The 17,527-nt window shown below is 74.6% G+C and carries 16 protein-coding genes; 3 read left to right on the top strand and 13 right to left on the bottom strand.

What is annotated here, in order from left to right; genetic code table 11:
- Positions 1–31: 31 nt before the first annotated feature.
- The 5 genes from ACFYZS_RS06595 to ACFYZS_RS06615 form a co-directional block, all read right to left on the bottom strand.
- Positions 32–1,819: an ATP-binding cassette domain-containing protein gene (locus ACFYZS_RS06595; RefSeq protein ID WP_389007467.1), complete on the bottom strand. Its 1,788-nt coding sequence runs from the start codon at positions 1,817–1,819 to the stop codon at positions 32–34.
- Positions 1,816–3,648, bottom strand: a complete 1,833-nt coding sequence (locus tag ACFYZS_RS06600; protein WP_389007469.1) for an ABC transporter ATP-binding protein — start codon at positions 3,646–3,648, stop codon at positions 1,816–1,818. Before ACFYZS_RS06600 ends, ACFYZS_RS06595 begins: the two co-directional genes overlap by 4 nt.
- A 68-nt stretch (positions 3,649–3,716) precedes the next feature.
- Positions 3,717–3,860 (bottom strand): SapB/AmfS family lanthipeptide, encoded by a 144-nt coding sequence (locus ACFYZS_RS06605; RefSeq protein ID WP_030162116.1) that lies wholly within the window; start codon positions 3,858–3,860, stop codon positions 3,717–3,719.
- On the bottom strand, positions 3,857–6,490 hold the full coding sequence (gene lanKC, locus ACFYZS_RS06610; protein WP_389007471.1) for a class III lanthionine synthetase LanKC: 2,634 nt from the start codon (positions 6,488–6,490) through the stop codon (positions 3,857–3,859). Before lanKC ends, ACFYZS_RS06605 begins: the two co-directional genes overlap by 4 nt.
- Positions 6,491–6,682: 192 nt before the next feature.
- Positions 6,683–7,252: a VanZ family protein gene (locus tag ACFYZS_RS06615; RefSeq protein ID WP_389007473.1), complete on the bottom strand. Its 570-nt coding sequence runs from the start codon at positions 7,250–7,252 to the stop codon at positions 6,683–6,685.
- 98 nt (positions 7,253–7,350) lie between these two features.
- Between ACFYZS_RS06615 and ACFYZS_RS06620 the strand changes: the two genes are divergently transcribed.
- Positions 7,351–7,773 (top strand): YjbQ family protein, encoded by a 423-nt coding sequence (locus tag ACFYZS_RS06620; protein WP_389007475.1) that lies wholly within the window; start codon positions 7,351–7,353, stop codon positions 7,771–7,773.
- Positions 7,774–7,883: 110 nt separating this feature from the next.
- Here the strand turns inward: ACFYZS_RS06620 and ACFYZS_RS06625 are convergent, their stop codons facing one another.
- Positions 7,884–9,527 (bottom strand): FAD-binding oxidoreductase, encoded by a 1,644-nt coding sequence (locus tag ACFYZS_RS06625; protein ID WP_389007477.1) that lies wholly within the window; start codon positions 9,525–9,527, stop codon positions 7,884–7,886.
- 61 nt (positions 9,528–9,588) lie between these two features.
- Between ACFYZS_RS06625 and ACFYZS_RS06630 the strand changes: the two genes are divergently transcribed.
- Positions 9,589–10,263 (top strand): TetR/AcrR family transcriptional regulator, encoded by a 675-nt coding sequence (locus ACFYZS_RS06630; protein WP_389007478.1) that lies wholly within the window; start codon positions 9,589–9,591, stop codon positions 10,261–10,263.
- 15 nt (positions 10,264–10,278) lie between these two features.
- Here ACFYZS_RS06630 and ACFYZS_RS06635 read toward each other — a convergent pair whose 3' ends face one another.
- On the bottom strand, positions 10,279–11,322 hold the full coding sequence (locus ACFYZS_RS06635; protein WP_389007480.1) for an aldo/keto reductase: 1,044 nt from the start codon (positions 11,320–11,322) through the stop codon (positions 10,279–10,281).
- 102 nt (positions 11,323–11,424) lie between these two features.
- Between ACFYZS_RS06635 and ACFYZS_RS06640 the strand changes: the two genes are divergently transcribed.
- The gene (locus ACFYZS_RS06640; protein ID WP_389007482.1) at positions 11,425–12,054 is read left to right on the top strand and encodes a TetR/AcrR family transcriptional regulator; all 630 of its coding nucleotides are present in this window, start codon (positions 11,425–11,427) and stop codon (positions 12,052–12,054) included.
- Positions 12,055–12,086: 32 nt separating this feature from the next.
- Here the strand turns inward: ACFYZS_RS06640 and ACFYZS_RS06645 are convergent, their stop codons facing one another.
- The 6 genes from ACFYZS_RS06645 to ACFYZS_RS06670 all read right to left on the bottom strand — a co-directional run bounded on the left by ACFYZS_RS06645 (position 12,087) and on the right by ACFYZS_RS06670 (position 17,433).
- Positions 12,087–12,863, bottom strand: a complete 777-nt coding sequence (locus tag ACFYZS_RS06645; protein ID WP_389007484.1) for a polysaccharide deacetylase family protein — start codon at positions 12,861–12,863, stop codon at positions 12,087–12,089.
- A 139-nt stretch (positions 12,864–13,002) separates the two neighbouring features.
- Positions 13,003–13,551 carry an SRPBCC domain-containing protein gene (locus ACFYZS_RS06650; protein ID WP_389007485.1) on the bottom strand — a complete coding sequence of 183 codons (549 nt, stop codon included), beginning with the start codon at positions 13,549–13,551 and terminating at the stop codon, positions 13,003–13,005.
- Positions 13,548–13,889 carry an ArsR/SmtB family transcription factor gene (locus tag ACFYZS_RS06655; protein WP_389007487.1) on the bottom strand — a complete coding sequence of 114 codons (342 nt, stop codon included), beginning with the start codon at positions 13,887–13,889 and terminating at the stop codon, positions 13,548–13,550. The genes ACFYZS_RS06650 and ACFYZS_RS06655 overlap by 4 nt, the downstream gene beginning before the upstream one ends.
- Before the next feature lie 4 nt (positions 13,890–13,893).
- Positions 13,894–14,268, bottom strand: a complete 375-nt coding sequence (locus ACFYZS_RS06660; protein ID WP_389007488.1) for a glyoxalase superfamily protein — start codon at positions 14,266–14,268, stop codon at positions 13,894–13,896.
- Between the two features lie 75 nt (positions 14,269–14,343).
- Positions 14,344–15,177, bottom strand: a complete 834-nt coding sequence (locus ACFYZS_RS06665) for a class I SAM-dependent methyltransferase (RefSeq protein ID WP_389007489.1) — start codon at positions 15,175–15,177, stop codon at positions 14,344–14,346.
- A gap of 147 nt (positions 15,178–15,324) precedes the next feature.
- Positions 15,325–17,433, bottom strand: coding sequence for a PIG-L family deacetylase (locus ACFYZS_RS06670; RefSeq protein WP_389007491.1), 2,109 nt, complete (start codon positions 17,431–17,433; stop codon positions 15,325–15,327).
- Positions 17,434–17,527 lie beyond the last annotated feature (94 nt).

Below are 17,527 nucleotides of genomic sequence, written 5' to 3' on the forward strand. Positions count from 1 at the left end.
GGCGGCGCCGCGGACGGGCACGACGGCCGTGTCACTCGTCCGCGGTCTGGTTCCACCTCCCCACCAGATCGCGGTACAGGGGCGACCTGGCGGGGAGTTCTTCATGTGTGCCGCAGACGGCGCGGGTCCCGTCGAGGACGAGGACCCGGTCGGCGCGGGCCGCGGACGAGACCCGGTGGGCCACGACCACGAGGGTGCCGGGACGGTCGGCGAGGGCCCGTTCGGCACGCTCCTCGGCGGCCGGGTCCAGGTGGCAGGTGGCCTCGTCGAGCAGCAGCAGCGGGGCGGGCGAGAGGTAGGCGGCGGCGAGCGCGAGCTGCTGGCCCTCGCCCCGGGACAGCAGCCGGGGGGACACCTCGGCGTCCAGGCCGCCGAGCCGTGCCACCAGCTCGTCCAGCCCGAGGGCGCTGACGGCGCCCCGCAGTCGGGCGTCACCGGGCCCGGGGGCGCCCTCGGCGGCGGCGAGGTGGGTCAGGTTCTCCCGTACGGTGCCGGTGAACACGTAGGCCTGCTGCGGCAGCAGGGTCCGCCGCGGGTCCGGCCCGGTGGTCCCCGGTCCCCGGCGGGCGTCCGCGCCCGCGACGAGGACCGATCCCGCGTCGGGCGACAGCGTTCCGGCGAGCAGGGCGGTGAGCGTGGACTTGCCGATTCCGCTCGGTCCGACCACCGCGAGGTGCTCCCCCGGGCGCACCACCAGATCGAGGTCGTCGAGCACGGGGGCCGCGCCGGGGCCGTAGGCGAAGGTGACCCCCCGGAGCTCGGCCGCGGCGCCGGCCCGATGGCCGGCCACCACCCGGGGCTCCGGCTCGGGCTCCGGCTCCGGCTGCGCGGGGCCGTGACCGGCCGGGTCGGGCGGCACCGGACCGCTGAAGCGCTCGAGGACCACGAGCAGCCGGGTCCCGGCCGAACCCAGCGCGGTCATCAGCGAGTTGAGAGCGGGCAGCAGGGACTGCACCAGGTACGTGAGCCCGCCGGCCAGCGTACCGGCGGTGATCCCGCGGCCCAGCAGCCAGGGCGTCGCCACGAGCAGCGCGATCACCGGCAGCCGGCCCGCCGCGCCCAGGGCCAGGGTGCGCAGGGCCGCCCAGCCCGCGAGGGTGCGCGCCAGCCGTTCCTGGGCGGCGATCAGGGGCTCCACCCGGGCCTGCGCGGATGCCCGTCCCCCGCAGGCGGCGATGTCGCGCAGGCCCTCGGCCAGCGTCCCCACCCGGTCGGCGAGCGCCTCGTCGGTGTCCAGGGACCTGCGCTGTACGGAGGCCAGGGGGCGCAGCGTGGCCAGGAAGGCGGCCACGCCCAGCAGCAAGGGCGGCAGCACGACCAGCAGCAGCACGGGCGCCAGCGCGGCCATGCCGACGAAGGCCCCGACGGCGGTGAACACGAACGATCGAACCGTCAGGACCAGCCCCGCGAAGGAGTCCCGGGCCATCTCCGTCTGCTGGGTCAGCCGGGACACGGCGCCCGTGCCGGCCGCGCCCGCCGGATCGGCGACCGCCCGGTCCAGCGCCTGTCGCACGGCCCGCCGCACCAGGCCGTCGCGCAGCGGCTCCACGAGGTCCGCGAGCCCGGCGAACACGCCGCGCAGGGCGAATCCGCCGAGCAGCGCCCCGGCTCCGGCCGCGGCCAGCCAGCCGAGGCCGGTGGCGGTGCGGCCGGCGAGGAAGCCGTCGTCGAGGGCGCGGGCCACTCCGTAGCCGCCGAGGAAGGTGTGCGCGGACTCCAGGAGCGACCATGCGGCCAGCCGGGCGAGGGCCCTCTTGCGGCCGCGCAGGAACCGCCGTCCCTCGGGGGCCACCCGGCCCCAGGCCCCTCCCCCGGTCACCGGGCCGCCTCCCGCTCCGCGTCCTGTGCCGTGTCCCGCTCCGAGCCCTGTGCCGTGTCCCGCTCCGTGTCCCGTTCCGTGTCGGCGGCGAACACCGCCCGGTAGGCGGGCTCGTGCCGCCACAGCTCGCCGTGGGTTCCGGTCGCCCGTATCCGCCCGTCCTGCAGCCATACGACGAGGTCGGCGCGGGCCGCGGAGGAAAGGCGGTGCGCGACCACGATCCGGGTGCCGGGCCGGATCTCGCGGGCCAGGGCCCGCTCGACCTCCCGGGCCGTGACGGTGTCGAGGCTGGAGGTGGCGTCGTCCAGTACGAGGAGCCGACCCGCGTGGGCGAACGCCCGTGCCAGACCGAGGCGTTGGATCTCGCCGCCGGACATGGGGGCGTCGGCGAGGCGCGTGTCGTAGGCGTGCGGCAGGCGCCGTACGAACAGGTCTGCTCCGGCGGCGCGGGCCGCGGCGCGCACCGCTTCCGGACCGGGGTGCGGACCCGCGCCGAAGGCGATCGCCTCGCCGACCGTGTCCCCGAGCAGCACGGGCCGGTCGAAGGCGTACCCGACCTCGCGGCGCAGGGCATCGGCCGGCACCTCCCGCAGGGGCACCCCGTCGAGCAGGACCCGGCCCGCGTCGGGGTCCGTGAGCCGGCCGGCCACGGCGGCGAACAGGGTCTTGCCCGCTCCCGAGCGGCCCACCACGGCCACGGTGGCGCCCCCGGGGACCACCAGGCTGATGTCGTGCAGGACCGTCGCACCGTCGCGCACGACGCGGACCCCCTGCAGTTCCAGGGTGCCGGGGCCGTCTTCCGGCAGCCGCGCCCGGCCGTGGCCGAGTACGGGCAGGGTCAGCAGCGCGGCGGTCCGCCGGGCCGCGGACCGGCCGCGGACCACGGCCGCGAGGCCGCCGGTCACGGCTCCGATGCCGGCCGCGAGGCCTGCGTACCGTACGGCGGCGAGGAGTTCGCCGACTCCGATGGCCCCGGCCGACAGGCGGATGCCGCCGACGGCCAGGACCGCGTAGAGGAGCATCGGCATGAGGGCCGCCGAGCGGGCCGTGGTGCCGCCGTAGACCTGCCACATCCGCCGGCCCTCGGTGCCCAGCTCGGGCAACCGGGCGAGGATCCGGGCGCGTTCGCGCTCCGCGGTGCCCGCGGCGGCGATCGTACGCGCCCCGGCCAGCGCCTCGGTCAGGCGGCCGGCGGTTTCGAGCTGGACCTGCTGGTAGCGGGCGACGCTGGCGTGGGTGTCGCGGGCGAACGCCCGCAGCAGGAGCAGCAGGAACGGAACGCCGACGAGGAAGGCGAGTGCCGTCCACAGGTCGATGAGGAAGAGGGCGGTGATCGCGCCGAGCGGCGGCAGAGTGGCGGCGACGGCGTGCGCGACGGCGGCCGGGACCTTCCCGGCCTCGGTGGCGTGTGCGGTCAGTCGCGCGGCGCTGTCGCCGGGTGCGTGGCGGGCGGCCCGGTGCGGGGCCGTCCGCAGCAGCCGGGCGAGTGCGAGCCTGCGCAGGCGGGCGGTGGAGCGGCCGTCGACCTCGCCGGTCAGCCGGGCGGCGGCCGCGTCCAGCAGCACTTCGGCCGCGATGACCGCGGCGCACAGCAGCGTCCAGGCGGGACCCGACGGAGCGCGGCGGAGCAGCAGGTCGAGGGTGTGGCCGAGGACGGCCGGTTCGGCGAGCGCCGCCGCGGCGGCGCCCAGCGCGCATCCGAGGACGGCGGCGGTGCGCCCGGCGCTGTGCCGGGCCGCTGCCACGAGAGCCCGGTCGGCCGTGCGTGCCAGGGCCGCCGCCCGCGCCGCCGCGGCCTCCGTGCCGGCCGCCGCGTCGGGGGGGCTCATCGGCGGATGCCTCCAGTGATGTGGTGCGGGCCCGGGCGGCGAACCGCCCGGGCCCGAGGTGACCTATGTCAGTTACAGGTCGTGATGCTCAGGCTGCTGTCGCCGCAGAGCAGCAGGCTGGCCCGGCTGCCACCGCCACCGCCGCCGTGCAGCGCGCCCTCGGTGACCTCTTCCTTGGGGGTCTCCATCGACTGCAGGTCGAGAAGCGTCATGTCAGATTCCTCTTCTGTCGAGTGGTGCGATGGGTCACGGCCCCGGGCGGGGCCGGCTCTGGGGCCGCCGCGGTACGTCGCAGCGGCGGGAGGAACGGCAGGTGCGCGCGCCCGCCGGGCGCGGCGCTGCCGAGGGCGAGGAGTGCGCCGGCGGTGCCCGTGGCGAGGTCCATGGACAGGCGCATCATCTGCTCGCCGGGGAAGGCCAGATGGCCCTGGTACGGCACGGCGTGTCGGGCCAGCGCGTCGATCTGGCGGGCGATGTCCGCGGGGCCCGTGCCCGGGCCCGGGGTGGTGGTCCGGGCCAGGTGGAGGATCATCCCGGCGGCGCCGCGCAGCAGCCCGGGCTGGGCGTAGAAGGTCGCCTGCGCCGCCCGTACGATCTCGCGCCGGGCCTGTTCGAACCGCTCGTCGGGAGCGTGCTCGAGCCAGTCGTCGAGGACCATGCCGATGCCGACGCTGCCCTCGCCGAGGTACGGCATCGTGCGCCAGCCCTCGTTCACCTGGAGGGTGCCGTACGCGCTGGTGACGCAGCGGTCGAGGTCGCGGTGGAGCGACCGGGCGGCCTGGAGCAGCAGTTCCTTGTCGCCGGTGCGTTCGTACAGCCGCAGGAAGAGCAGGGCCGGGCCGGTGTTCCCGTACATCAGTCCGGCGCGGGCGGGCCGGTGTTCGGGCCGGGCGAGGAGTTCGGCGCAGCGCAGGGCCGCGGTGTGCAGCCCGCTCTCGCCGCTCGCGGTGCCCAGCGCGTCCAGGGCCAGGCCGATGCCGGCGAGTCCGCTGTGCAGGTCGGGGCCCGCGCTCTGCCAGGGCTGTTGCAGCAGCCGCTCGGTGAGGGCGAGGGCGCGGCCCGGGTGTCCGAGCCGGTGCAGCGTCCAGGCCGTTCCGGCGAGGCCGTCGTAGAAGCCGAGCGGGGTGCCGGAGGCCGGTTTCCCGCTGCGCTCCAGCAGCCATTCCTCGGCTTCGGGCCAGGGTCCGGCGCCGGTCTCGGCGAGGGCGTGGAGCACTCCGGCGATCCCGTAGCCGAAGCCGACGCCCGCGTCGGCGCTCGCGAACTGGGCGATGTCACCCGGCACGAAGCGGTCCTCGCGCTCCGGGGTGGCGCTCGCGCGCAGCGCCGCGGTCATCGAGGCGCGGGCGGCCGGCCAGTGGCCCGGCTCGACGGGCAGGTACGGGCCCGGCGGCGCGGGCAGGCGGCCGCCCGGCGCACCCTGCGGAGCACCGGACAGGATCTCCTCGACCGCCTCGTCGAGGAACCGCCGCGGTACGGGGAACTGCTCGGCGGCGACGGCCGCCAGATGGGCGGCCTTCGCCCGGTCCAGGACGAGCAGGCTGGTCAGGGGGAGGAACAGGGCGAGCCGCAGACAGGCGAGGGCGTAGCGGTCGACGGAGAACCCGCGCCGCTCGGCGGGGGCGACGAAGGCGGGGTTGGCCACGGTCTGCCGCAGCCCCTCGTCGACGTGCGCGGCGGCTTCGAAGTCCAGCAGGGCGACGGACGGTTCACCGCTCTCGTCCTCCGCCACCATGATGTTGAAGAGGTGGAGGTCGTTGAAGACCACGCCGCGGGCGTGCACGGCCTCGACGGCCTCGGTGACGCGGCGGTGGATCGTCAGGGCCCACTCGGTGTACGAGGCGAGCTCCGCCGGGTCGGGGTCCGCCTCGATCAGCGGGTGGCGGCGGGCGAAGTAGGTGTTGAGCGGTTTGCCCGCGAGGTGTTGCAGCACCAGGAAGTGGTGGTCGCCGACGGTGAACGCACCGCGCACCGCGGGCACGCAGTCCAGGCCCGACAGCCTTTCCAGTGCGGCCTGTTCGCGGTGCAGCCGGGCCACGGCGTCGGCGCCGTCGGCGGCGAGCCCGGCGTACGGGCGGGCCTCCTTCAGGACCACGCTCTCGCCGGTGCGGCTGTCCTTGCCCAGGTAGACGCCGCCGCCGTTGGAGAAGTGCAGCGCCCGTTCCACCGTGAAGGGGATGCCGGCCAGGTTGACCGCGGAGCGCGCCGCGAGGTGCGGCTCCAGGAAGGCGGGAAGTTCGAGCCACTCGGGCGGCTGGAACACCGGTCCGCGGCGGTCCGGTACGAGCCGCCCGTCGGGGGTCTCGATCGCCGGGACCAGCTCGCCGTGCTCGTCGTAGCAGTGCCGCAGGGTGAAACTGCCGTAGCGCAGGTGGACCGGGCCGGCTCCCCAGCGCAGATCGCTGAGGATGTACGGGCCGGCGGCCCCGGCCAGTGCGGTGTCGAGGTCCTCCGCGATCCGGCGGCACTGCTCCTCGTCGGCCGGGTACACCGTGATGAACTTGCCGCTCGCGGCGCGGTCGGCGTACTTGGCGTTGCGCAGGTGCAGCAGGTACCGGCTCGGTATGAACTTGAAGGCGACGCGTCGGGCGGTGCAGTACTCGTACACCGTCGTCAGCAGTGATTCGGCGTTGTCGAGCGTGGCCGAGACGTGGATCTTCCAGCCCTGCGCGGGCAGTTCGGCGTCGACGGGGCGCAGGGCGAGCCAGTCGCCGCTGCGGTGCGAGCGCCACCCCGACGGGACGGGGGCGAGCGCGGCCGGGTAGCTCTCACCGGCGCGGCGGTACGGCGCGTCGTAGAACCAGCGGTCGGCGTCGCAGTAGGCGGCGTACCCCTTGTTCACACCTGCTCCCTCGTTCGGCGGCTGACCCGACCGTGTCACGTCCGGCGGATGCGGCGACAGTCACGCCTGTCACCGCCGGGGTGTGCAATACCCACGAGTCACAAGTCGGGGGCCGGGGGCCGGGGACGGGGTACGTGCCGGGGTCGGGGTGCCGGGGACGGGGTGCCGGGGACAGGGCGTACGCGCCGGGGATCAGGTGTCGCCGGCCTCCGCGGTCCGGCGGCTCCACCAGTGCCGCCGGCGCGGGTGGACGGCCCGCCCGAGCCGGCGGCCGATCAGCAGGTACCCGAGGAGCGCGCCGGCCGTGTTGAGGATGACGTCGTCGATGTCGAAGACGCGTCCCGTGACGAGGGCGCCCTGGACCAGCTCCACCAGGGTCATCAGACAGACCGTCACGGCGCCGACCCGCAGCAGGCCCCGCGCGGGCGGCAGCAGGACCGGCAGGAGCACGCCGAACGGCAGCCCGAGCAGCACGTTCCCGCCCAGCTGGCGCGCCGCCTCGATCGTCGACGTCCCGTGCAGGTAGGCGCTGATCGAATGGCCGGGCCGGACGTTGGCGTGCACGAGGGCCGCCGAGGCGGCCGACGGTTCCAGCGTCAGCCGGGCCAGGACCACGCCGAACAGCACGGTCCCGGCGAAGGCGGTCACCATGGCCGACGCCCGGACCGCCGGATGGGCCGGACGCCGTCGCTTCCTCCGGGTGGCCGGCCCGGCCCGTTCCGCCCGCTGCTGCGTGCCGCGCAGTACGTCCCTCCATGTCATGCGGGCGCGTCTACCCTGCGCAGCGCCCGGTACGCGGGCACCGCGGGCGCCCCTCGCGTCGGCGGCGCCGGTTCGCGGAGCCGGGCGAGGATGGGAGCATGACCGACACGTTCACCACACGAACCCTCGACGTGACGACGGGCGCCACCGAGACCGTCCACGACCTCACCGCGGCGTGCGCGGAGTTCCTGCGGGACGCCGCCCGCGGCCGGGACGGGCTGCTCAACGTCTTCACTCCCCACGCCACCGCGGGACTCGCCGTCATCGAGACGGGAGCCGGCAGTGACGACGACCTGCTGGACGCCCTGCGGACGCTGCTGCCCGCCGACGACCGCTGGCGCCACCGGCACGGCTCCCCCGGCCACGGTCGCGATCACGTGTTGCCCGCCTTCGTACCGCCCCACGCCACCCTTCCGGTGGTCGGGGGCGAGCTGGCGCTCGGAACCTGGCAGTCCGTGGTGCTGGTGGACACCAACCGGGACAACCCGCGGCGCACGGTACGGCTGTCCTTCCTGGCCTGAGCCGACCCGGTGCCACCCCGGGGCCGGACCGGCCGGCACCGGGGTCGGCCGGTCCGGCACCGGGGTCTGCCCCCCTGGTGAGCCGACCCGGCCGCTGCCGCGCCCTCCGCTCAGCCCCGCTCCCCGTCGAAGAGCACGCCGGGGTTGAGGATCCCCGCCGGGTCGAGCGCGTGCTTCGCGGCCCGCAGCGCCCGGGCGAACGGCTCCGGGCGCTGCCGGTCGTATCCGGGCCGGTGGTCGCGGCCGACGGCGTGGTGGTGGGTGACGGTCGCCCCGTGCGCGCCGAGCACGTCCATCGCGGCCGACTTGATCTCGTCCCACATCGCCACCTCCGCACCGCGCCTCGCCGCGGCTATGACGGTGAAGTAGGGGGCGGGGCCGTCGGGGTAGACGTGGGTGAAACGGCAGTTGATCAACCCCTCGGCCCCGGTGACCTTGCGTACGACGGCGCCGAGGTCCCGGTGCACGGCCTCGTACAGGGCATCGACGCGGTCCCAGGTGCAGGCCGTCTCGAAGGTTTCGCTGATCACGCCCATCCGCGCGAGCCCGTCGCGCAGGTAGGGCATGCGCAGGAACGCGGAGCGCCACGCGCCAGCCGCGGAGTCCTCGCCGGAGCCGCCGTCGGGGTCGCCGTCCGCGGTCGGGGGCCCGGCCGGTGAACCGCCGTGGTCCCGCGCCAGGGCGACCAGTTCGGCGAGCCGGTCGGCGACGGGGAAGTGCGCGGACTCCACCCCGAGGACGAGTACGCTCCGGCCGCCGCCGGCCACACCCGCGAGGGCCGCCTCGCCGGGATCGAGCAGGCGGCAGTTGGCCGGGTGCAGGCCCGACTGCGCGATGGCGCGGACCGCGCCGACCGCTGCCTTGAAGTCGTCGAACAGGACCGAGGCGGACCCCTTGTGGCGGGGCCGGTCCTGCAGCCGCATCCACGCCTCGGTGATCACGCCGAGCGTGCCCTCCGATCCCAGGAACAGCCGGTCGGGGGACGGGCCCGCGCCCGAACCGGGCACGCGCAGCGACTCGTTGACCCCGACCGGGGTGACCACCCGCAGGGACTCGGTCAGGTCGTCGATGTGGGTGAGGAGCGTGGCGTAGTGGCCGCCGGCCCGCGTCGCCAGCCAGCCGCCGAGGGTGGAGAACTCGAAGCTCTGCGGGAAGTGGCGCAGGGTCAGGCCGTGCGGCCGCAGCTGGGCTTCGAGGCCGGGTCCGAGCACGCCCGCCTGGATCCGCGCCGCCCTGCTGGCGGTGTCGATCTCGAGTACGCGGTCGAGGGCGGCGAGGTCGAGGGACACCACGCCGCGCCGCCGGTCCCCGCGGTACTCCACTCCCCCGACCACCGAACTGCCCGCCCCGTAGGGCACGACGACCACGTCGGCGCTCTCGGCCCAGTCCAGTACGTCCACGACGTCCTGCTCGCAGCGGGGGAAGGCGACCTGGTCCGGAGCCGCGCCGAGTTCGCCCCGCAGGGCCCGTACGACATCGCGGTAGGCCTTGCCGTAGGTGTGCGCGGCCCGGTCCGCCGGGCTGTCGGACATCAAACGGGCGAGGGAGGAGGGCGGGGCGATCCGGGCCCCGGGCAGATCGACGGAGCGGAGGTCGGGCACCGGCAGCGGGGTGCCGGCCGCACCGGGGACCAGCGCGCCGAGGGCGACGCACTCGCCGTCGGACAAGGCCTTGTCATCGGTGCCCCAGCCCCACCAGGAGCGGCGGGGCCGGGACGGGGCGAGAGGGGCGGCGGGCGGCACGGTCTCGGCCATAAAGATATAACCCTTCGGTAATTTACCGCTTGGTAATTTACTCCACCGTATAGTTCGCCTCATGGACTCCACAAGGACCGGCACCGCACCGGGCACCCCGGCGACCTCCTCGACGGGCAGGCGCCGGGGCAGACCCGCGGGGACGAAGGGCGTACCGCGCGCCGAGCGCGAGGAGCAGGTCCTCGCCGCCGCGATGGAGGAGTTCGGCCTGCACGGACACGCGTCCGCCTCGATGGCCGCGATCGCCGGGCGGGTGGGCGTCACGAAGCCGATGCTCTACGCCTACTTCGACTCGAAGGACGGGCTCTACCTCGCCTGCCTCGAACAGATCGCCGCCCGCGTCATCGCGGCCATCGACGCGGCGATGGCCGGCGGACCGGCCGCCACCACGACGGAGCAGCTCCCCCACACCGTCCTCACCGGACTCTTCACCGCCCTCGAGGACAGGCGTCACGCCTGGTTCGTGCTCTACGACAGGACCTTGCCCCCGGGCTCCGAACTGCGCCTCGCCGCCCAGCGGCACCGCGAGGCCATCGACACGTTCGCCGCGACCGGAACCGCGGCGGTGCTCGGCCGCCACGGCAATGAGGACCCCCTCGACGCCGATGCCCTCAAGCACGTGTGGACGGGCACCGTCAGCGCCCTCATGGGCTGGTGGATCGCCCACCCCGACCAGTCCGCCGCGGACATGAGCGCCCGCTGCGCCCGCCTGCTCACGGCCATCCGCACCCCCTGACCCCCGGCCCCGCGATCAATGCGCCGGGACCGCCGGGGGGTTGAGGCGGGCGAAGCCCGGCTGGCGGTGGTACGGGAAGTAGGGGTAGGGGGCCGGGCGGGTACTGGCCTCGTCGAGCTTCGCCATCTGTTCCGGGGCGAGCTCCCAGCCCACGGCCCCGAGGTTCTGGCGCAGTTGCTCCTCGCTCCGCGCGCCGATGATGACGGAGGACACGGTCGGCCGCTGCAGCAGCCAGCGGAGGGCGATCTGCGGGACCGCCTTGCCGGTCTCCCGGGCGATCTCGTCCAGGGCGTCCACCAGGCGGTAGAGGTGTTCGTCCTCCACCGGCGGCGCGAACGCGGCGGTGTCGTGCAGCCTGCTGCCGGCGGGCAGCGGCCGGCCCCGGCGGATCTTGCCGGTGAGCCGCCCCCAGCCGAGGGGGCTCCAGACGATCGCGCCGAGCCCCTGGTCGAGGCCGAGGGGCATCAGCTCCCATTCGTAGTCACGGCCGATGAGGGAGTAGTACACCTGGTGGGCGACGTAGCGCTCGCGGCCGCGGCGGTCGGCGGCCGCGAGGGACTTCATCGCCTGCCAGCCGGAGAAGTTGGAGACGCCGAGGTGGCGGATCTTCCCGGCCCGGACCAGGTCGTCGAGGGCGGACACCACCTCCTCCACGGGGGTGCCGGCGTCGAAGGCGTGCAGCTGGAAGAGGTCGATGTGATCCGTGTCGAGGCGGCGCAGCGCCTTGTCGACGGAAGTGATCAGGCGGGATCGAGAGGTGCCCGCGTCACCCGGGCCGTCGCCGACGGGCAGGCCGGCCTTGGTGGAGATGAGCACCCGGTCGCGACGGCCCTTGAGGGCGGCCCCCAGCACCTCCTCCGACGCGCCGTCGGAGTAGACGTCGGCGGTGTCGAACATCGTGACGCCGGCGTCGATGCAGATGTCCACGAGGCGCCGCGCCTCCGCCACGCCCGTATTGCCCCAGGCCCCGAAGAGCGGACCCCGTCCGCCGAAGGTCCCGGCGCCGAAGCTGAGCGCCGGAACCTGAAGTCCGGACACACCCAGCCGCCTGTACTCCATGACGAATCCCCTCTCACACACCCCCAGCTAATGGGGCTGGGGTTCCGTTAAGATGCCCCGAGCGTAGCAACGCGAGACGCTTAATGGAACAGGAGTCCCGTTATGGAGTTCACGGAAGCCGTACCCGACCCGGGGACCGCCCGGCCCGGAGGGCGTACGGCGCGCGTGCGCGCGGCCGTGCTGGGGGCCACCGCGGACGTCCTGGCCGAACAGGGCTTCGCCCATCTCGACCTCGCCGACATCGCCCGCCGCGCGGAGGTCGGGAAGACGACCGTCTACCGCCGCTGGGGCACGGCCACGGGTCTCGTGGCCGACCTGCTGCTGGACATGGCACAGCAGTCCGTACCGCGCACGGAGACGGGATCACTCCTCGGGGACCTGACGGCCAACGCCCGGCTGGTGCAGCGCACGCTGGCCGATCCCCGGCAGGGCGCCCTGTTCAAGGCGGTGATCGCGGCGGCCGGCTCCGATCCGAAGGCGGCGGAGGCCCTGTACGGCTTCTACTCCGCCCGCGTCGGCGAATGGGCACCCTGCGTGGAGCTGGCCGCCGCCCGCGGCGAGGTCCCCGAGGACACCGACGCCCACGAGGTGATCCGCGCCACGTCCGCTCCGCTCTACTACCGCCTCCTGACCACCGCCCTCCCGCTCGACGAGGCCGACGCCGATCGCGCCGCGGGGGCCGCGGCGGCGGCCGCGCGAGCGGGGGCGTACGTACGGGAGCCCTCGCCCTGAGCCCGGCGCGGCGCCGCGCCTCCAGGGGCGCCTTACGGGGTGGTGCGGGCCGGGAAGGTGAAACCGTAGCCCTGCGCGGCGAGCCAGGGCAGGTACTGCTTGAGCGCCGCGACGGTCTCGCTGCGGTCGCCTCCGCCGTCGTGGAAGAGGACGGTCGGCTGCCGGGGCAGCTTGCCCTCCAGGGCCGCGACGATCGCCGGCAGGCCCGGACGGCTCCAGTCCTTGGGGTCGACGCTCCAGCCCAGCGGCCGCATCCCGCTCGCGGCGGCTATCGCACGGCTGTCGGGGGTGAAGGCACCGCCGGGCGCACGGTAGTAGGTGACGGCGACGCCCGGGACGGCCTTCTCGATCATGGCCTTGCCGTCGAGTATCTGCTGCCGCTGGTAGGCGACGGGCTTGTGGTCCATCGTCACGTCGTGGTCGACGGAGTGGTCGCACAGCCGGTGCCCGTCGGCCGCGACCGCGCGCACCAGGTCCGGGTACTTCTGCGCACGGGTTCCGATCATGCAGAAGGTGGCCTTGACGTGGTTCTGCCGCAGCACCTTGAGGACCTGGGGGGTCCAGCGGGGGTCCGGACCGTCGTCGATGGTGATGGCGACGTCGCGCCCCGGGCCCTGGGCCAGCCGGGAGATCCCCAGCGGGATCCCGCCGGCGCCGTGGGCCGGCTCGGAGTCGGCCGCCGGGCGGCCCGCCGAGCCGCCCGCGGCGGCGAAGGCCGGGGTGGCCGCTGTCGCCAGAAGGGCGAGGACGACCGCCGCCACGGCGGGAACCGCCCGTCGACGACGCGCGGAACTGCTGGTGATGCCCATGGACGCGCTCTACCTTTGCGCTCGGCCCCCGGAACTGGTGATTCCGATCCAGGGTAGGTCACGCGCCGGGGCCTCCATCTCCCCCGATCGGCCCATTGGCCCCGCCCCGGTCCGGAGGAAGAGCCGACGGCAACTGCGGTCAGAGTTGCCCCGCGACACGGTCCAGCGCCTCCATGATGTGCGTCCGCCAGCCGCTCCCCATGATCTTCCGGGCCATCATCTGCAGGTCGTCGTCCGGGTCGAAGCCCTCGTGCAGGAGGAAGAGGCGGGTACCGCGGCCCTCCGGCGCGAGGGTCCAGGTGATCGTCCAGTCGGCTCTGTTCGCATCGGAGGCGTCCTGCCAGCGGACCGCGAGCATGCGGCCCGGTTCGAAGGCGAGGACCTCCGCCGCCGTGGTGCCGGAGAAGCCGGCGTTGGGCCGGGGCGTACCGGTCATCGTGTAGCGGTGGCCGACCTCCAGGCGGAAGTCGCAGGGCATGAGCCATTGGGCGATCAGCTCGGGCTCGGTCAGGGCCCGCCAGACCTTGCCGGGAGGGTGGGGCAGGAACTGGTCGACCCGTACGGTCGTCAGGTCCTCGGACTCGTCGGCGCGGGCGGGCCCGGCGGGCCCGGCCGCGGCGGGTTCGGGCGCTGCCGGTTCGGGCGCTGCCGGTTCGGGCGCGGCATCAGGATCGGGTTCAGGGGTCATGTCTCATCGTCGGGCATGCGGTCCAGGAGCCGCCCGAGGTCCTTGAGCCTGCCGCGCCAGTACCGCTCGTACGGATGCAGCCAGTCCTGGACATCGGCCAGCGGCGCGGCTTCGAGCCGGTAGATCCTTTGCCGGCCGGCGCGCTCCTCGGACACGAGGCCGGCCTCCCGGAGCACCTTGAGGTGTTCCGAGAGGCTGGGGCGGCGCATGTCGAAGTGGTCCGCGAGGGCCTGGACAGGCTGCGGGCCGCGCTCGCGCAGGAGGCGCAGGACTTCGCGGCGGGTGCCGTTGGCGAGCGCGGCGAACACGCGGTCTTCGTCGACACCCGTCGTGACCATGGGGCTAGAAGCCTTCCTTCTCCGTGACCAGCATCAGGCTGTTGCCGTCGGGGTCCCGGAAGCCGGCCATTCGCCCCCACGGGGCGTCCTCCGGACCGGTCACCTCCACTCCGGCCGCGGCGAGCTTCGCGCAGTCGGCGTCGACGTCAGCCGTGACCAACATGATCCCCCGGGTGGAGCCGGGGATGAAATCCCCCATGCCCGGGCCCGAGAGGGTGAAGACGGTCTCGGCTCCTTCTGGGGCGACCTGCAGCCAGCGCACCGGGCCGATCCGGCGGTCCGCACGGACCTCGAATCCGAGGACTTCGATGTAGAAGGCGAGGGCCTTTTCCTGGTCGGCGACGGGGAGCGTGATGAAGGAGGCGTGCTTGATGTTCATGACTCCACGATAGGTAGGCGATTCCCTACGTGTCAAACGTAGGGAATCGCCTACCTGTCGTGGGCCTGCGGACGGCTACGGGCGGGTGGCGGTGACCAGGTAGTAGTCCAGGATCTGCTGCTCCCAGGCGGCCAGGAAGTTCCGGGGCCAGGTGCCCGGCGCCCAGAGGCGTGCGAGCCAGCGGTCCCAGCCGGGCCAGACCTGCGGACCGATCGAGGCGATCCGCACGTCGGCGAAATTGGCATCGGACAGGGCTTCGTCGAGCCGGGAGACGGGCCGGGCGATGTCCAGGCCGCTGGCGAACGAGTCGAGCAGCCCCGCGAGCCGCTCCGCCGGGGCGGGCGCGCCCTCGACGCTGAAGAAGCTGGCGACCGCCACCCTCCCGCCGGGGCGCAGGACCCGTGCCGCCTCGCGCGCGAACGCCGGCAGGTCCGGGAAGTGCTGGGCGGCCTCGACGCTGTAGAGGCAGTCGAACTCGGCGTCGCCGAGTGGGAGGCTCTCCGCCGCCCCGAGCACGAAGCGCAGCCGGGGCGCCCGGGCTTCGAGGAGCAGCGAGTTCGCTTCGCGGGCCCGCCGGAGCTGCTGGGGGTGGATGTCCACCCCGGTCATCTCCGCGGGCCCGTACTCCTCCAGGGCGAGGGCGCACCCGAGGCCGAGACCGCAGCCGATCTCCACGGCCCGGCCGCCCGCGGGGCCCACCGCGTCGAGTACGTGCCGGTAGAGGTCCTGCTCGCTGCGGATCCGGTCACCCTCCGACAGCGGCTGTTCGAGATCGACCGCCTGCCAGTAGCCGAAGTTGATGAACCCTCCGGCGAACACCGGCACGGCGCTGAGATCGGCCGGCCCGTACGTCTCCCACACCTCGGGACGCACCACCGGATCGGGCTGCTCCGCAGGGGTCCCCGACACGGCCCCACCACCTCCTCGCGACGGGGCGCCGCGCCCCGGCCCCCCCAGTGTGGCGCGCGGGCTCCCGCCGCGACAGAGGACCCGCCCGGGGTGACGCGCCGTACCGGCGGAAACGGGAAACGGGCCGGGAGACGGGCAGGACGCGGCCTAGCCGGCGTGGTCGGCTTGGGCGAGCATCGGGGGCCGGACCGCGCGGTGCCACGGGGTGGGGGCCAGGTCGCCGGCCGGCTCGGAGCGGGGCGGTCGGAGCGTCGTGACGATGTGCAGATCGGCGTCCAGGCCGAGGGCCGCCGCGACGGCCGTGCCGGCCCGGTCGGCCACGCCCGCCGGAGCGCCCGTGTACAGCATCTGGGACTCCTGCCAGGACTGGGGGCCGGCCGCGCCCGCCACCCCGACCGTGCCCGAACCCGTACGGCCCGCGAGCAGCGGGCCCGCGATGCCCACGGCGCCGTAGCCGCCCGGACCGCCAGCCTCGGCGACCGGGGAGAACTCCGGTGCGGCCCCGCCCATGACCGCCAGGCTCGTACCGACGGTGCCCGTGCCGGGACGCCGGAAGAACAGGCGGACCCCGTCGCCCTCGGGTCGCACCGAGAGCACGCCCGTCGTCTGCGGCAGTCCGGTCGCGAAGGAGCCCGCCATCGGGGCGCCCGGCGCCGGCTGGGCCCAGGCCAGTACGGATCCGGTCGTCGTCGCGTACACGTACTGGCGCCCCGAACCGTCGGTCGCGGTGACCGGATCGCCCAGGAGACCGGCGCCGCCCAGGACCTGCCATCCGCCGAACCCGCCGTCCGGGGCCGTCTGGGTCCGGGCGCGCAGAGTGCGGCGGGAATCGCGTACGTACACGGTCATCCGGCCCGCCGGATCCACGGCGACGGCCGGTCCGCTGATCGCCGAGGTGCCGGACCGGTCCGCGATGTCCGGGGTTCCCAGTGACCGCCAGGGGCCGAACGCGCCGTCGGCCCGGCCCTGGACGGCGTAGACGATCTCGCGCCCGTAGTCCTGGGGTGTCGCGCCGAGGGTGGTGCGGGTGGCGAACACCGCGATCCTGCCGTCCGGGAGCCGGACCGTGCTCGCCCCCGCGTCGATGCCGGCGCCGTCGAGGAAGCGGGGGCCCTCCCAGGACGCCTTCGGGCCGCTGCGCGACCAGTACGCCATCCGGCCGTCCAGCACCGCGAAGGCCCACAGCCGTCCGGGGGCTCCTTCGGTCATCCAGGAGGTGCCGTCGCCGCGGCTGTAGCGGATGGTCTGGTTCCACCCGGCGCCGGTGGGCCTGGTCGCCGTCTTGCGGTCGCCGCAGCCGGCGGGGCTGCCGCACCAGTCCTGGTGGTCCATCCAGGCGTAGGTCTTGAGGTAGCCGAGCTTCTCCTCGGCGGTCTGCCGGTCGAGCGTGGGCGGCAGCGCGCTGTTCGGGTAGCTCACGTAGTTCTGCACGGAGAAGTGCGGGCGGTCCGCGGTCCGCGCGTAGCGCTCGGCGGCGGCCTGGACGAAGCGGGCGCCGTACATGTGGTCCTGGTGGTCGAGGAAGACCCCGCTCTGCGACTTGCCGGGGGTCGGGTCCTGCGTCCGTATCGTGGTCGGCTTGAACCGCGCGAACACGTCCGCGATGGCGGCCACGGCCTGGTCCTTGGTGTACGAGAACGGGCGCTCGACCGGTGTCCCGGAGGTGAGCTGGGCACCCAGGGCGGGTATCCGGCCGTCCCACAGGCCGCGCAGGCTGTCCGGATTGTCCCCGGAGATGCTCCGCGCCTCGCGGAGCTGCATCCACACCAGGTTCACCTCGGGCCGGGCGACGAGGACGTCCACCTCGGCGTTGCCCCCGCCGGCCGTGGGTATGGACTCGCGCTGCCAGGCGCTGGTGCGGTCGCCGGTGGCCATCTCCGCGTAGGCGCCCCGGATGCCGTTCTGCCGGGCCTCCGCGTAGGCCGCACGGTCGGCGGGGCCCGCGGCGTCGTCCAGGTGCGGGCTGTGGGCCTCGTTCCGGCCGTCGGACTCGCCGGAGGTCAGGTAGACGGTCGTGACCTTGATGCCCGTCGATATGGAGCGGCTCAGGTCGGGGTTCATGAAGAAGAGGTCGTCGTCGGGGTGCGCGACGACCTGGAGGGCGGAGCCCTCGGTCACGCTCGGCGTGAAGACGGCTTCGGCGGCCGCCGGCGGCCGCTCGCTCCCGTATCCGTACGCCCAGGTCGTGACGCCGGCCACACCGACGGAGACCGCGGCGAGCAGCGCCGCGAGGCGAGAGCGGCTGGCCAGGGACATGTACGGCGCCTTGGGGATCGGTCCGGTGCGGGAAGCCGACCGGGAGGTCGGCCGGTGTCCCGATGGCTCCATTGCTTCCGGAGACGACCGGGCC

It is taken from the genome of Streptomyces sp. NPDC001903 (assembly GCF_042891345.1).
Classification (GTDB): Bacteria; Actinomycetota; Actinomycetes; order Streptomycetales; family Streptomycetaceae; genus Streptomyces.